Genomic DNA, 14,981 nt, shown 5'->3' on the forward strand with positions numbered 1-14,981 from the left:
GAGGACTCGCAATGCGCGAGCAGAATAGGACCATCCATACCCTGGACGAACAGCGAGGTCAGATGGTCACCCCCGAAAGCACTTCCCTTTCCAAACCACCTGCCAAACGCAGAACTTTCCTCGGCTACCTGGCACTCATGGGCCCGGCCTTCGTGGTGGGGGCCTGGCAGTTCGGTCCGGGAAACCTCACTACCGCCGTCCAGGCCGGCAGCCGGTTCGACTACACCCTCGTCTGGGTCATTGCCGTCTCCACCATCCTCATGATCTTCTTCACGGACATGAGCGTCCGGCTCGGCATTTCCACTCCGACGTCGTTGATCACCTCCATCAAGGACAGCCTCGGGAAGTGGGTGGGGATCCTCGCCGGCTTCGGCGTCTTCGGTATCACCCTGATGTTCTCGGTCGGGAACGCAGTGGGTTCGGGCCTGGGATTGTCCCTGGTCTTCGGTGGCTCACCTGTCCTCTGGACGGTTGTCTGTACCGCCGCCGTCGCCTTCGTCCTGGCGTTCAAAAACGTCTACGGCATCGTCGAAAAAGCCCTCTTGGCCATCGTTGTCCTGATGGGTATCGCCTTCATCGCCAGCACCATCGTTGCCCAGCCCGACTGGTACAGGTCCCTGGAGGGGATGGTCCCGCAGTTGCCTCCGGGAAGCGAGATCCTCATCGTGGCACTGGTCGGCACAAACTTCTCCATCAACGCAGCCTTCTACACGTCCTACGGCATCAAGGAAAACCGCCGTACGCAGGCGGACTACCGGGACATCACCCTCGTTGACACCATCCCGGGCATCGTTGCCCCTGGCATCATGACCGCACTCGTCATCATGGTTGCCGCGGCCGTACTCGGCAAGACCGGCGCCGAGGCCGGAACGATCAACGCCCTCGCCTCGGTCTTCGCCCCACTGGCCGGGCCTGTGGGTTCCATGCTGTTCGCCCTGGGCTTGTCCGGTGCAGCGTTCTCCTCCATGATCGCCAACGCAACGGCCGGCGGCACCATGCTCTCCGACGCCCTCGGACGCGGCGCCAAGGCTGGTTCAGCTGCCGCCCGCATTGTCACCGGCATCATCCTGGCTTTCGGGCTGATCATTACCTTGTCGTTCCAAGCATCCCCGGTAGCCCTGATTGTCATAGCTCAGTCACTGACGGTCCTCATCGCACCGCTTCTGGGCATCCTGATCGTCATCATGGCCAACAAGCGCTCTGTCATGGGTGACCTGCGGAATAAGTGGTGGCATAACCTCTTCGGGGCGATCGGACTCATCGCGATCATCGCCTCTTCGGTCAGGCTGATCACTACCCTGCTGGGGTAGTGCCAACACAGCCAACGTCCAACATCTCCGGCAAGGCGGAGTGGCGATGCCCCCAGGGGCATCGCCACTGTGCTTTTGCATCAGCCGGGAGCGGCGATCCCATAAATCGTGAGCGGGTCCATCACACCTGTCTGCAGGGGCATATCGTGGAGGTATGGAGTTCCTGAGAGGACCTTTGTATCTGGACATAGCTGCAAAGGGCCTGTGCTTTGTGGGCGTCGTGTTGATGATCTTCGGCCGGGACGGGTGGTTCACGGCTGGCGTGGTTGCCGTGGTCCTGGGTGTGCTCTTTGGTGCTTGGGAAATGGTTGTTGTCCGCAAAATACGGCCCCGCGGCTGGGACGGCTTCCTCCGTACCGGACAAAGCGGTGATCAGGGTCCCCAGCCGCGTGGCTAGTCTTGACTAAGCCTCCGGGGGATGCTGTGCCCGGAACGGAGGCCGATGGACCAGCACGCAAAGCGGAGAACAAGGACCTCGGTGGGTGCAGCCATTCTCGGATTGGTGGGGGCGGTGGTGAGTTGGCCCGCCGCGGCATTGTTCGGAATCACTGCGGGTGAGTACCCCAGCCGGATGGAGTGCACCCGGGAGACGCTGGGATCCGGTTGCTATGAGGGCGACGTATTTATTGCCGCCGCCATCTTCGCCGCATTCCACCTTCCGTTCTTTGCCCCGTCCCTTCTCCTGGCCCTCCGTCAGAGGGGAGCGAACAACCGTGTGGGCACTTGGTGGCCGTTCACTGTGCTGTGCGTAGTGCCCATGCTGACCATCGCCGTCGTTGCATTGTCAGTGGCCGGCCAGGCAAGCCCCTAGCGAAGCATGGTCAGGTGAGTCCGGCGAGGCGGGAGCACGCGTTCCAGAGCCTCTGGCGGGCTTCCGGGTCCGAGCCCATGCCCGGCGTCGGAAGTTCTTTGCGCTTCGTCCATAGCTTTCCGGTGACCGCCGCTGTTTCATTGGCGGTGGCGAGCCAAAGTGGTGTGTCGGCCGCTTTTTCGGCGGGGGCACCGAACGTGTTCGTGATCCAGCGGAACGGCCCGCCGACGTCCTGCAGCAGCGCCGTGTTCTTGACCAATCCCGGATGGGCGGCGTTTGCCACCACGCCGGAGCCGCGGATTTGCTCGGCGAATTCCTGGGTCAAGAGGACGCGTGCCAGCATGGTGGGTGGTGTCGAGCGAAGGTAGCTGTACTTGCCCTTCGCAGTTTGAAGGTCGTCAAAGTCGAGCTTGGCGTTGCCGTATCTGGACGCGATGTTCACGATGCGGGACGTGCGCGGCCCCGCAGCAGGCCGTGCGGCTGTTCCTGTGTTCTCCCGTCCAGCCACGGCAGCGTTCCTGAGTGCGTCCAGCAGAAGCCGGGTCAGGAGGAAGTAAGCCATCACGTTGGTAGCGAAGGTCAGTTCGAGCCCGTCGGGGGTTAGATGGCGTTCCTTGCGGAACACGCCCGCCGCGTTGACCAGCACGTCCAGCCGGTCATGGCGGGACAGGAAGTCAGTGGTCGCCGCATGGATCGAGGATTGAAGGGAGAGGTCGCATACCACCGGCTCAAGCTGGGCGTCCTGAACGCGCGAGCGAATGCCCTTCATTGCCTCTTCGGCCCGCGAAGCGGAGCGCCCCACCACCACAACCAGCGCCCCTTCGCGGGCAAGCCCGGTTGCCACGGCTTGTCCCAGGCCGCCCGCCGCACCTGTCACCAGCGCCACGGTTCCCTCCATGGAAGCCATCGCCTCCGCCTCCTGACGCCCAGTGTTGGTTCCGGCCCCCGTGTTGGTTCCGGCCGGCAATCGTGTCGCTCGGCACTGCCGGGTGCTTTCAGGCTATGCCTCGTGACGGCAATATCACAGGAGTTTTTGTCCAGACACAGCGACCAAGAAGGCCGTGAAGTCGCCGTCTCTGGACAAAAACTCCCAGGAGCGGATTAGGTGTACATGAGCGAACCCGGTGTGGTGAGTTTCTCTCCCGTCTCAAGCCACGTCTTAAGGCCGGAGAGGATCATTGGCCAGCCACCGTAGAGCTGTTCGTTGGCGCCTTCACGCAGGTCGCTGTGGGTGACGGTGAGGTGGCAGGAATCGCCCACAGGTTCGATTTCCCAGGTGATGGTGGACCAGCCTTCGGCCTTGACGTCCTCGCCCCACAGGGCGCGCATGGTCTGGACGAGCTTCCGCGGAGGGTCCACCTCCTTGTTCTCGCCTTCGCCCAGGAGGTCCCCGCCGTTGGGTGACATCTCGAACCGGGACCCCGGAGTCCAGTCTGAGCTGATGTTCATTCCAAACTGGTATTTGCTGCGGATCTCGCTGTTGGTGATGGCCTCCCAGAGCCGTTCCGGGGTGGTTTTGATGTAGATTTCGAAGATTTTTTCCATGGGACTTTCCAATCTGGATTTGAGGTCGCTGAGGGCAGCGGCCCATGGTTCGGAGTACTTGCTCACCCAGCGGTCGTGGATGAGGCGGATGGGCACCGGATTCAGGAAGTGCAGTTTCTGCCGGCCCCGACGGCGGGTCACCACCAGGCCGGCTTCCTCCAGCAGCTTGAGGTGCTTGGCGATCCCGAAGCGGGACATTTCGAACCTGGCCCCAAGTGCGCCCAGCGACTGCCCGTCCTCGCGGAAGAGCTCATCGAGCAGGTCCCGGCGGGTGGGGTCGGAGAGTGCCTTGAAGACGGCGTCCATAGGGATAAAATAGGTGACCAAACGGTCACATGTCAATGGTTTGCACCACGCAGCATGGCTAGCAAATGGAGCCGGTCCTCCACTAACTGAGTGTTGACTCCGCGTGGGCCCTGAGTAGGCTCTGCGGTGCAGGCTGAGCCTGTAACTGTTGTTTCGTCGCCGTGTCCAGGTGCGGCAAAGGGGGCCGAACCTGCGTAAGAGCGCTGCGGATCTTTCGCGGACGCTCGTTGCGCAGCCTTTGGCTGTGCTCGTTATTTGCGCGGCCCAGAATGCCGCCCACCCCTGGAGAAGCCATGAAAAACGCCCCAGTCCGCCGTCTCGCGCCCATCGCCGTCCTTGCCGCAGCATTGTTGGCGCTCCCTGCAGGGGCCAATGCGCTGGCCCCAATACCTGGTGACACCCCGCCTGACTTCCCTCCCGATCTGGTCTTGCCCGCGGGGGAGGGCTGCCCCGACTTTGCCTTGGGCATCGAAGCAACCGGTGCGTCGTCGAAAGTTCGGACTTTTGTTGACAGGAACGGCGACCCGGTTCGCGTCCTCACTACCGGGAAGGGATACACCCTGACTTTCGTCAACGACGACACCGGCGCGGAGATCGTCTTCAGGGCCACCGGCTCCAACCGGACCGCCGTCACCAACCCGGATGGCACAACCTCCGTGACGGACAGGGGGGCTGTGGGCATCATTCTCTTCCCAAGCGACACTCCAAAAGGGCCAAGTGCCACGCTGTACCACGGGAGGGTCGAGTACACACTGACCGCTGATGGAACCAATACGTTCCTGTCTTTGGAAACCTCCGGGACAAGTTTCGACATCTGCGAGGCGCTTTCCTGAACGCGCGTGCGTTCCTTCCCAGTTTGTCCCGGCTCGGCACGTCCTAGGCCGCGGAGTTTCTTGTATCCGCGCTGATTCTCGCGGCATGGGCCGAGGTGCCCGCCGGAGCAACTGGGCGGGAGCGCACGCCTAATGCCGGGAAGGCCGCGATGGTGGCAGAAATGCGACGTCGCGGCCTTTCGCTTTGTGCAGGGGCTGCCACATTGCGTGCAGTCGAGCATTTCCGATAGTTTCTATCGCTCTCCGGAAACAACAAGCGCCTGTACGTGACAAGAACCGATCCAACGTAGCCAGATAATGCTTCAAAAGGCCCTTGTCGCGACCGCTGCCCACCCTTCCCTGCCAAAGTGGTAGTGGAATACGCTATCCAAAGTGTTGTTATTGCGTAAAGTTTACGATACTTTCTACGTGTGATGCAGGTCGCAGGGTTGGAACCACGCGGCCGACGTGCCAACCAAAGGACAATGATGACCAGCGAGCCACACAGCACGGCCGAAGACCGCCTGAAACACCTGCACGAACGCCTCGGCGGCATTGCCTACGGCGGCGACTACAACCCGGAACAGTGGCCGCGCGAGGTCTGGCAAGAGGACGTCCGCCTCATGAAGGAAGCTGGCGTCAACCTGGTCACGCTGGCCGTCTTCTCCTGGAGCCGGCTCGAAACCGCCGACTGCGTGTACGACTTCGGCTGGCTGGACGAGGTCATGGACCTTATGCATTCCAACGGCATCGGCGTAGACCTGGCAACCCCGGATGCCGTACCGCCGGCCTGGCTGATCGCTCAGCACCCGGACATCCTTCCAGTCATGGCGGACGGCACCACCTTCGGTTTCGGCTCGCGCCAGCACTTCGACGTCTCCCACCCCGCCTACCGCGAAAAGTCCCTGGCAATGGCCGAGAAGATGGGGGAGCGGTACGCCCAGCACCCGGCGCTCTGCATGTGGCACGTGAACAATGAATACGGCCCCGTTTCCTACGGCCCGCACGCAGACCGCGCGTTCCGGGAATGGCTGCAGCGCAAGTACACCGACCTGACCGAACTTAACCAGGCCTGGAGCACCGACGTGTGGGGCCAGGTTTACTCGGACTGGAGCCAGGTCAGCGCCCCGGCCCAGCCCCGCACCTGGTCCAACCCCTCCCGCCGCTTGGACTACCACCGCTTCACTTCGGACTCCATGCTGGAGCACTACAAGGCGGAGCGGGACATCCTGCGCGGGCACACCCCGGACCTGCCAATCGTCACCAACTTCATGCGCTTCTACAAAAACAACGACTACTGGGCCTGGGCCGCGGAAGAGGACGCTGCCGCGCTGGATATCTACCCGGACCCGCGCGAAGCCGACGCCCACGTGGCCGCCGCATTGAACTTCGACCTCATGCGGTCGCTCCGAAAAGGCCAGCCCTGGCTGGTCATGGAACAGGCCACCGCGGCGGTCAGCCAGTGGTCCGTCAACGTCTCCAAGCTCCCTGGCAAGATGCGGCTGGGCTCGTACCAGGCCATTGCGCAGGGCGCGGATTCCATCCTCTTTTTCCAGTGGCGCCAAGCCAAGGGCGGCGCGGAACGCTACCACTCGGGCATGGTCAACCATGCCGGCCCCAACACCCGCGTCTTCCGCGAAGTCTGCCAACTCGGCCAGGAACTCAAAGGGCTCGGCGGCATTACCGGCACCCGCTCCGCCGCCAAGGTGGCAATCGTCTTCGACTGGGACTGCTGGTGGGCACTGGAACTGGGCAACTCGCCGCGCTCGGACCTGAGCTATACGCAGGAGGTCCTCCGCCTCTACCGGCCCTTTTTCGATGCCAACATTCCGGTGGACTTCGTCAACACCGCATCAGACCTTAGCCAGTACGGCTTGGTGGTCCTCCCGGCGTCGTACCTGCTTTCGGACCAGGCGGCGCAGCGCGTCGAGGACTACGTGTCCGACGGCGGCCGGCTGGTGGCCAGCTACCTCTCCGGCATTGTGGACCCGGACAACACCATCCGCCTCGGCGGCTACCCGGGCGCCCTCCGGAACGTGCTCGGCGCGTGGAGCGAGGAACTGCATCCGCTCGCCGGAGAGGGTGAGGAGGTCAAGCTTTCAACGGCCGACGGCGGCACCGCCTCCGCCAGTTACTGGACTGAGCACCTGCACACCGAAACAGCCGAGGTCCTCGCCAGCTATGCGTCTGGAAGGCTTTCTGGCTCACCGGCCGTCACCCGCAACACCTTCGGCCAGGGCACCGCCGTCTACTTGTCCGCCCGGGTGGACAGCACCTTTCTGGAGGAGTTGCTCGCCGTCGAACGTGCGGCCGCCGGGATCCGTGCGGAATTGGACGCTCCGCTGGGAGTCCAGGTCCGCCGTCGAACCGGCAACCGGGGCAGCTACTTGCTTGTCCTGAACCACAACGACGCCCCCGTCAGCGTGGATGTGAAGGCTGGCGGCACCGACCGCATCACTGGCACACGGCTCCAGGGAACCGTGGAGCTCGCCGCCAACGGCGTCCTCGTCCTGGAAGAAATCCCCACAGAAACCGTGCCCGCAGAAACCATCCGATAGGAGGAAATACCATGGCCATTCAACTGGAAGTACCTCCCGAGGCGGTCACCGCGGACCCGCCCGGCACCAAGCCGCGGAACAAGCCCAACGGCGGGAAGCTGGCCCTCAAGCGGGACTGGCGGCTGTACACCCTGGTGGCGCTGCCGCTGCTTTACTTCGCGGTGTTCCGCTACCTGCCGATGGCCGGCAACGTGATCGCGTTCCGGCAGTTCCAGCCCGGCGGCAGCATCTTCGGCGAGAAATGGGTGGGGCTGAAGTACGTCACCCTGTTCATCAACGATCCCAGCTTCTGGCAAGCGTTCCAGAACACGATTGTGCTGGGTGTGCTGACGCTGCTGTTCTGCTTCCCGATGCCCATCATCTTCGCGCTGATGCTCAATGAGCTTCGGTCACAGAAATTCAAGAAGTTCGTCCAGACCGTCGCGTACCTGCCGCACTTTATGTCCGTAGTGATCATCGCCGGCATGATCCTGCAGAACTTCTCGATGACCGGCACGGTGAACCAGATCGCGGAATCCCTGTTTGGCACCACAGTGAACTTCACCCAGGACGCATCCTGGTTCCGGCCTATGTACATCAGCTCCGAGGTCTGGCAGACCATGGGCTGGGGCGCCATCCTCTACCTGGCCGCCCTGACCCGGGTGGACGAGTCGCTGTATGAGGCGGCACGGATCGATGGCGCCAACCGCTGGCAGCAGACCTGGCACGTGACGCTGCCGGCCATCCGGCCCACCATCATCACGTTGCTGATCCTGAACATCGGCACGTTCATGGCCGTGGGCTTCGAAAAGATCCTGCTGATCTACAACCCGCTGAACTACGAAACCTCCGATGTCATCTCCACCTACCTGTACCGGGTGGGCCTGGAATCGTCCAACTTCAGCTACGCGGCCGCGATCGGAATGTTCGAATCCGTCATCGGCCTCACGCTGATCCTCTCCGCGAACGCCATCTCCAAGCGACTCGCCGGAACGAGCCTGTGGTGAAAGGGGCAGTCATGAAGGAAGCACTCCTTAACAGGGCGGGTTCGAAGGCAGCGAGGAAGGAAACCGGCGTGCTGGTCAAGGACATGAAAGTCTCCCGCGGCATGCGGGTGTTCCGGGTGGTCAACCTGGCCTTCCTGCTGCTGGTGGTGTTCCTGACGGTGTATCCGTTCCTGAACATCGTGGCCCAGTCGTTCTCCAGCGAAGGGTTCATCAACGCCGGGCAGGTGAACCTGTTCCCGCTGGGCTTCAACGTGGAGACGTACAAGCTGATCCTGGCCGACTCCACCTTCTGGAACAACTATGGCAACACGGTCCTGTACACCGTGGTGGCCACGGCCATCTCCATGGTGCTGACCACATCCTTCGCCTACGCCATCGCCAAGAGGGACCTGAAGGGCCGCAGCGTGTTCATCGGCATCGCGGTGTTCACCATGTTCTTCAACGGCGGCTTGATCCCCAATTACGTGCTGATCAGCTCGCTCGGCATGCGGGACTCCATCTGGGCCGTGGTGCTGCCGAACGCCATCAGTGTCTTCAACCTGCTGATCATGAAGTCGTTCTTCGAAAACATGCCCCGCGAACTGGAGGAAGCCGCCGCCATCGACGGCCTCACCCAGTACGGCGTGCTGTTCAAGGTGGTGCTGCCGCTGAGTAAGGCGATCGTAGCCACCATGGTGCTGTTCTACGCCGTGTCCAACTGGAACTCCTGGTTCCAGGCGTTCCTGTACCTGGACAAGCCGGAGCTGTTCCCGGTGACCATCTACCTTCGCAACATGATCGCCGGCGTCACCACGGCCGGTTCCGCCGGCGGCACCGCGGAAAACGTGGGCCAGATTGCCGCCAACATCCAGTCGGTCACCATCGTCCTGACCGTCATCCCCATCCTGTGCATCTACCCGTTCGTCCAGAAGTACTTCTTTTCGGGCGTCATGCTCGGCTCCGTCAAGGAATAACCCTTATGAAAGGAAAGCCCATGATTGCAAAACCAGAGTTCCGCAGACGAGACTTCCTCGGCCTGTCAGCGCTCGCAGCCTTCGGCCTGGTGGTTGCCGGTTGTGATTCAGATTCCGGCAGCAAAATTGATACCTCCAAGGCCCGCACCGGCGCCATGGACAGCTTCGGGGTGGGGGATACGTTCAAGGCGACGGCGCCGCTGACGTTCAGCTTCCTCTTCAGCGACCAGCCAACGTACCCGTACAAGAAGGACTGGCTGCTGTTCACCAAGATGGCCTCGGACAACAACGTCACACTGGAGACCACCATCGTGCCCAGCAGCGACTATGAGCAGAAGCGCAGCCTGCTCATCAGCTCCGGCAACGCCCCGGAGATCATCGCCAAGACCTACCCGGGCCAGGAATCGGCCTACGTCTCCTCCGGCGCAGTGCTGCCGGTCAGCGACTACGTGGACCTGATGCCGCACTTCCAGGACAAGGTCAAGAAATGGAAGCTGGAGCCCGAGATCGCCGGGCTCACCCAGGAGGACGGCAAATACTACGTGCTGCCGGGCCTGCATGAGGAGCTGTGGCCGGACTACACGGTGGCGTTCCGCAAGGACATCCTGGAAAAGGAAGGCATCGCCGAGCCGAAGACCTGGGATGAGTTCCGCGAGGTGCTGCGGTCGCTCAAAAAGGCTTATCCCGACGTCGTGCCCTTCTCCGACCGCTTCAAGGGTGACAGCGTGCTGAACATTGCGGGCAACGCCTTTGGTACCGTGGCCGGCTGGGGCCTCGTGGACGGGCTGAACTTCGCCGAGTCGGAGAAGAAGTTCGAGTTCGGCGCCGGCACCAAGCAGTTCAAGGAGCTTCTGGAGTACTTCAACTCGCTGGTGGCCGAAGGGCTGATGGACCCGGAGAGCTTCACCCAGACCGACGATTCGGCCATTCAGAAGTTCGTCTCGGGCAAGTCGTTCGTGATCAGCGCGAACTCCCAGAACATCATCACGTACCGCACCTCCATGGAGCAGTCCCTGGGCAAGGGCAACTTCAAGGTAGGCAAGATTACGGTGCCCGGCGGTCCGGCCGGCGACGTCATAGGCGGCTCGCGGCTGGAGAACGGCATCATGCTGAACTCGTCAGTAAAGGACAAGGACAGCTTTGTGGCGCTGATCCAGTTCATCGACTGGCTGTTCTACAGCGACGCCGGGCAGGAGTTCTCCAAGTGGGGCGTGGAAGGCACCACCTTCACGAAGGAGGGAGGCAAACGCGTCCTGGCCAAGGACATCAACTTCCAGGGCCTGAACCCGGCGGGCACCAAGGACCTGCGCATGGAGTACGGCTTCTCCGGCGGCAACTTCGCCTACGGCGGCACCACCGACCTGCTGCACTCCACCTTCAACGAGGAGGAACTGGCGTTCCAGAAGGCCATGAAGTCCAAGAAGCCCAAGCCCGTGGCGCCGCCCGTGCCGTTCAGTGACGTGGACCGCGAGCAGGCCACCCTGGTGCTCACCCCGCTGAAGGACCACGTCAAGCAGAACACCCTGAAGTTCATCACGGGCCAGCGGCCCCTGAGCGAATTCGACGCCTACGTGAAGGAGCTCGACGCGAAGGGCCAGTCCAAGTACGTAGAGTTGGCGAACAAGGCATACAACGCCTATCAGGCGAACAACAGCAAGAAGTAAGGCAGTTCGTGGCACAGAAGAAAGCGGAGTACGGCTCCGGTCCGCTGTTCAGGGCGGCCGGAGCGGTCTACGGGGTCATGGTGGCCGACGCACTGCTGGTCCTCGCGAACCTCCTGCTTGTTCTGGCGCCTGTTCTCGCCAGCCTGGCAGGTGGTTCCGCCCTGCTGGCGGCGCTCCTGGTGGTGGCGTTTGTCCCGGTGGGACCGTCGCTGGTGGCCGCGGCCTACGCGTTCAACCGCCTGCTGGCGGGGGAGGAGACGGGGGTGTTCCGGGACTTCGTGCGCGGCTACCGGACCAACTTCCGCCAGGCGCTCGCGGTCTGGGTGCCGTATGTCGCGGTGCTGGCCGCCGTCGTCGTCAATCTTCTGCTGCTGCCCGGAACGTTCGACGCCGGGAACCCCGCTCCGTCAGCCGCACGGGTGGGGCTGCTGGGGCTGGGGCTCCTGGTGGCGACGGCCGGTGTGACTGCCATGCTGCTGCTGTCCCGGTTCACGTTCCGCACCCGGGACGTCTACCGTCTTTCGCTGTACTGCCTGGGCGCGCAGAAGAGGGTGTCGCTGGGCAACGCCGGGATCCTGTTCATCACGGCGTTCCTGCTGACCGCCACCACCGCGGGGCTGCTGATCTTCGTCGCCGGGCTGGCGATGTTCCTGGTCTGCCTGAACTCGAGGCCGCTGCTGACGCTCATCGAAGCAAGGTTCACGGTGCAGGAACCGACATCGCAGGAGCCTTTGACAGCCTAGTACAAGGGTGATTTGTGACTCTCACCCTTCGTGTTCCGGGTCCACCGTGAGCGATTCTCTTGGTTTGTTGTGCGCATCGATGTGTCGCATCACGAGCGAAGCTGAGATAAGAGCCGCTGAAAATGGCAAGAAGCCGACGGTAACCAGTTGCCAGAGAACCGACATAATCTCGCCCAGCATTGGAGCGTTGTTTAGCGTAAAACCGGCTCTTTCAACTACCCGGGCAGTGAGGGTAATTGCCAGCACTCCGAGGATCCCAACGATGATTCCGGCGCGCAATGTTCGTTTGGGCATATCGGCCATCTTTTATCCTTTCGTTGGCACACCAATTCACTATACGTCGGCCCCTAGGGAACCTTGGATGCGCAAAAGGGCTTAATTCTTGAAGAAAAACCGGACAAATACTGATCCAGTTCCATATGGTGTCCACGTTGTCGTTTCTTCACTTGCTCGACAACTGTGGAGTCGACGATCGATTCAATTAAGTCTTTGGAACCAAGAAATTTTTGGTCAAGAAAAGAAATTGTGGCACTGTACTGTGTGGGATTGACGGCAGCGTCAACTATGGAACTAGTGAGGAAAAAGCTGCAATCACCCATCAGGGGCTGCCTTGGTGTGATCCGGGGGCTCTCGGGAACGAACGCTGAAGGTCCATCGAAGGTCCGAAATCTTGCCTTTATTTTCTCCAACTGCAAGGGAGGGCCAACAGCGAACCACTTATCTGTATGAATGACTTGTCGTTCCGGGGACAAGATGTGTTCCCAATCCTGAAGGACTACCAGTGCAGATCCTTCTGCTTCATAGACGCGAATATGAACAGCTTCACCGTCGCCTAGAAAGCAGCTTAAACCGTTCATCGAGTCATAATAAGCAATGTCATCCACGAAATATGTTGCATGCTTGCAATTAAGAACCCGCTCCGCAGCGTCTGCCTGCGTGAGTTCAATGGGCTCTGAGGTGGGACGCGGAAAACCTGCAACGCTAATTGCGACGACAAGGGCGCAGACCGCGCCGGAAGCCACAAGCCCAAAGCGCGCCCAGCGTGAATTCTTCGAGACTCCTTCAAAAGTCTCGGTGGCTAGTACCAAACTACGGTAGTTCCTGTTGTGCCCATCGACGCGAGCTGGACCTTAGCAACTGAAGCGACGTTCCCCCAAGGAACATTTACTCCACCGCTCCCACCGCAGCCAGCAGAGACCCAAACAACGGCACTCGTGTGGTTGTAACCCCGGGCCTTGACACATGCATTCGAATTGACAAACGGGGCGAGTTGCCAAGAGTAGTAGCGCGTCGCCAGCGAATTTAGTCCAATGTACGAGCATCCATCCTGGGAAAGGTAGAAGGCGCCTCCAACCGGCGCTGACGACTGCCTTCCTCCGCATCCAGCCAATGGGCGCACTTCCAGTGCCTTGATGTCAGGGTCAGTTGCCTGTTCTGGAGTCAGTCCACTTCCAAAAGTCTTCTGGTCTTGGAATATGGGTTGATCAAACCGGAAATCTGACTTCACCTCAACTTTAGGAATCTTGGCGTCCGATGTGTCCGGAGAGGCTAGTGCAGTGCCCGACGAGGTGCCAATCAGTGCTGTCGCAACCAGGAGAGGAACAGTTATTCTTCTGAAAGAATTAAACCTCATTTGCGATCCCCCATCTTGTTGTAAGTTGGATTTTTTGTATTTGATCGAATTAGTGGCATGCCCTCATCGGCTGCAGACTCCGTCGAGGTTGATTAATGTGGACTCACGGGTGAGGGTCCAGGCCCTTCAGTGAAACCCTAATCCTGGAAACGGGCACTGAGTGGGCCTCACGTCGAAAATGAGTGGCGAAACCGCCCAGATTAGGTGTTGCGATCTCGAATACCGGCTCGAACAGGGGCCGTTGCATTCCTGCCAATCGGAATCGTGGCCCCGGCTCTGGCGGTCGCAATCGTATTACTGGGCACCGTATTTAGATCGCGGCTTCACAACGGGTCTGTCCACCAGTGCACCGGCTCAACTGATGATCATGGAATGGTTGAACAGCAGAAGACACCCGTTGTCGCTCAAGGCTCTGACGAGCTACCGTGCTTGCGTCCCGTCGACAGTTAAGAATCTACAAGGGTCCCTGTTGCCTCATTGCAATACCTCCGGGAACGCGTTTCGTTGCCTCATTGAAAAACCTCCGCGGGAACGTCGGTTCATGATCGGGCTTCCTGGATGGTGGTAGCCGTGGGTGCAGTGCCGGCTTTGTGCCGGGATATGGTCTCGAGTTCGGCGGTGAGTGCGTAGATCTGGCGGGAGAGCGCCATCGGTCGGATCTTCTTGTACTGGGCGTTCATGGCGATGATCGGAGTTCCCAGATCCGGTTCAGCAGGTCCAGCTGCCGGGCCGTGTCGTAGCGGTAGTAGCCGACGAGTTCACGGACGCGGGACCAGTTCTTCTGCTCCACGTGCGCGGCGTCGTTCTTGTTGCCCGGCCGGGACCGGGTGAAGGTGATCTGGTGTTCCTGGCAGTACCGGTAGATCTCGTTGTTGATGAACTCGCTGCCGTTATCGGAATCGATGCCGATAATCGGGAAGGGGAACACCGCGGTGGCGTGTTGGATCGCTTCGAAGACCCACTTCTGGGCCTTGTTGCGCACGGACCGGTTCACCGTCCAGCCCGTGGCGATGTCGGTGACGGTGAGCGTGAAGCAGAACTCGCCCTGGCTGTTGCCGCCCTCATGGCCGACCAGGTCGATCTCCACGAAACCCGGCGCCGCGTCGTCCCACTCGGCCCAGGTCCGGATCGGGATCTGGGCCTTCAGCAGCGACCCGGGCTTGGTGTGGGAGCGCTCATGCGCACCAACAGCTCCGCCTGAGCATCGGTGATCACCAGGACCCGCTCGGCGCGCAGCATCGGGACGAGGTAGCCGGTCGCGGCCGCCAGCAGCTTCCCCGCCGGGCCTCGAAGTACCGACCAGCACAACACCAGGGACGGTTGCAGGTCCGCCGGGTAGACAGGCTTCCGTCCCTGGTGTGCCGTCCGTGGTCGACGCGGCTTGAGAGCCTGGCGCAGCGCGGACCGGGCATAGTCGCGGTGCCAGCCGGTCAGGTCCACCAACTCCGAGAGGATCTGCCCCTTCACCAGCCGGTCCGCCGAGCGGTACCGCAGCGCTAGATGCTTCGTCACTGCCCTGCGCTCACCCATGGTCAGTCCCAGCCACAACAATCGCGCCGCCAGCCAGGCCCCGGCAACCCTGCCCATCCGGAGGTTTTCCAATGAGGCAACGTATCGGCCTCCGCGGAGGTTTTTTATGAGTCAACTCGGGTCTTTACAG

At 61.4% G+C, this 14,981-nt stretch carries 16 protein-coding genes; 9 read left to right on the forward strand and 7 right to left on the reverse strand.

Annotated elements, in window-relative coordinates; genetic code table 11:
- The first annotated feature begins 11 nt into the window (after positions 1-11).
- The 3 genes from V9L18_RS06945 to V9L18_RS06955 all read left to right on the forward strand — a co-directional run bounded on the left by V9L18_RS06945 (position 12) and on the right by V9L18_RS06955 (position 2,121).
- The gene (locus tag V9L18_RS06945; RefSeq protein WP_337346449.1) at positions 12-1,310 is read left to right on the forward strand and encodes an Nramp family divalent metal transporter; all 1,299 of its coding nucleotides are present in this window, start codon (positions 12-14) and stop codon (positions 1,308-1,310) included.
- A 154-nt stretch (positions 1,311-1,464) separates the two neighbouring features.
- Complete coding sequence (locus tag V9L18_RS06950) at positions 1,465-1,707, forward strand: hypothetical protein (RefSeq protein WP_337346450.1); 243 nt, start codon at positions 1,465-1,467, stop codon at positions 1,705-1,707.
- 81 nt (positions 1,708-1,788) lie between these two features.
- Positions 1,789-2,121, forward strand: coding sequence for a hypothetical protein (locus V9L18_RS06955; protein WP_337346451.1), 333 nt, complete (start codon positions 1,789-1,791; stop codon positions 2,119-2,121).
- Positions 2,122-2,131: 10 nt separating this feature from the next.
- Here V9L18_RS06955 and V9L18_RS06960 read toward each other — a convergent pair whose 3' ends face one another.
- Positions 2,132-3,028, reverse strand: coding sequence for an SDR family NAD(P)-dependent oxidoreductase (locus tag V9L18_RS06960; RefSeq protein WP_337346452.1), 897 nt, complete (start codon positions 3,026-3,028; stop codon positions 2,132-2,134).
- 194 nt (positions 3,029-3,222) lie between these two features.
- A complete protein-coding gene (locus tag V9L18_RS06965; protein WP_337346453.1) occupies positions 3,223-3,972 on the reverse strand; it encodes an ArsR/SmtB family transcription factor in 750 nt (249 codons plus the stop codon).
- 293 nt (positions 3,973-4,265) lie between these two features.
- Between V9L18_RS06965 and V9L18_RS06970 the strand changes: the two genes are divergently transcribed.
- From V9L18_RS06970 to V9L18_RS06995, 6 genes are all read left to right on the forward strand, one after another.
- Positions 4,266-4,805, forward strand: a complete 540-nt coding sequence (locus tag V9L18_RS06970; protein ID WP_337346454.1) for a hypothetical protein — start codon at positions 4,266-4,268, stop codon at positions 4,803-4,805.
- Positions 4,806-5,272: 467 nt separating this feature from the next.
- Positions 5,273-7,342, forward strand: a complete 2,070-nt coding sequence (locus V9L18_RS06975) for a beta-galactosidase (RefSeq protein ID WP_337346455.1) — start codon at positions 5,273-5,275, stop codon at positions 7,340-7,342.
- Positions 7,343-7,353: 11 nt separating this feature from the next.
- A complete protein-coding gene (locus V9L18_RS06980) occupies positions 7,354-8,328 on the forward strand; it encodes an ABC transporter permease (protein WP_337346456.1) in 975 nt (324 codons plus the stop codon).
- 83 nt (positions 8,329-8,411) lie between these two features.
- Positions 8,412-9,281 (forward strand): carbohydrate ABC transporter permease, encoded by an 870-nt coding sequence (locus V9L18_RS06985; RefSeq protein ID WP_443197968.1) that lies wholly within the window; start codon positions 8,412-8,414, stop codon positions 9,279-9,281.
- 5 nt (positions 9,282-9,286) lie between these two features.
- Positions 9,287-10,945, forward strand: a complete 1,659-nt coding sequence (locus tag V9L18_RS06990; protein WP_337346458.1) for an ABC transporter substrate-binding protein — start codon at positions 9,287-9,289, stop codon at positions 10,943-10,945.
- 8 nt (positions 10,946-10,953) lie between these two features.
- A complete protein-coding gene (locus V9L18_RS06995; protein WP_337346459.1) occupies positions 10,954-11,688 on the forward strand; it encodes a DUF624 domain-containing protein in 735 nt (244 codons plus the stop codon).
- A gap of 21 nt (positions 11,689-11,709) precedes the next feature.
- Here the strand turns inward: V9L18_RS06995 and V9L18_RS07000 are convergent, their stop codons facing one another.
- From V9L18_RS07000 to V9L18_RS07020, 5 genes are all read right to left on the reverse strand, one after another.
- On the reverse strand, positions 11,710-11,991 hold the full coding sequence (locus tag V9L18_RS07000) for a hypothetical protein (protein WP_337346460.1): 282 nt from the start codon (positions 11,989-11,991) through the stop codon (positions 11,710-11,712).
- 44 nt (positions 11,992-12,035) lie between these two features.
- Positions 12,036-12,776 (reverse strand): hypothetical protein, encoded by a 741-nt coding sequence (locus V9L18_RS07005; protein WP_337346461.1) that lies wholly within the window; start codon positions 12,774-12,776, stop codon positions 12,036-12,038.
- Positions 12,777-13,860: 1,084 nt separating this feature from the next.
- On the reverse strand, positions 13,861-14,001 hold the full coding sequence (locus V9L18_RS07010; RefSeq protein ID WP_337346462.1) for a hypothetical protein: 141 nt from the start codon (positions 13,999-14,001) through the stop codon (positions 13,861-13,863).
- Positions 13,998-14,408, reverse strand: a complete 411-nt coding sequence (locus V9L18_RS07015) for an integrase catalytic domain-containing protein (RefSeq protein WP_337346463.1) — start codon at positions 14,406-14,408, stop codon at positions 13,998-14,000. The genes V9L18_RS07010 and V9L18_RS07015 overlap by 4 nt, the downstream gene beginning before the upstream one ends.
- Positions 14,409-14,464: 56 nt before the next feature.
- A complete protein-coding gene (locus V9L18_RS07020; protein WP_337346464.1) occupies positions 14,465-14,923 on the reverse strand; it encodes a hypothetical protein in 459 nt (152 codons plus the stop codon).
- Positions 14,924-14,981: the final 58 nt, after the last annotated feature.

The sequence above is a fragment of the Pseudarthrobacter sp. CCNWLW217 genome (assembly GCF_037203985.1).
Classification (GTDB): Bacteria; Actinomycetota; Actinomycetes; order Actinomycetales; family Micrococcaceae; genus Arthrobacter.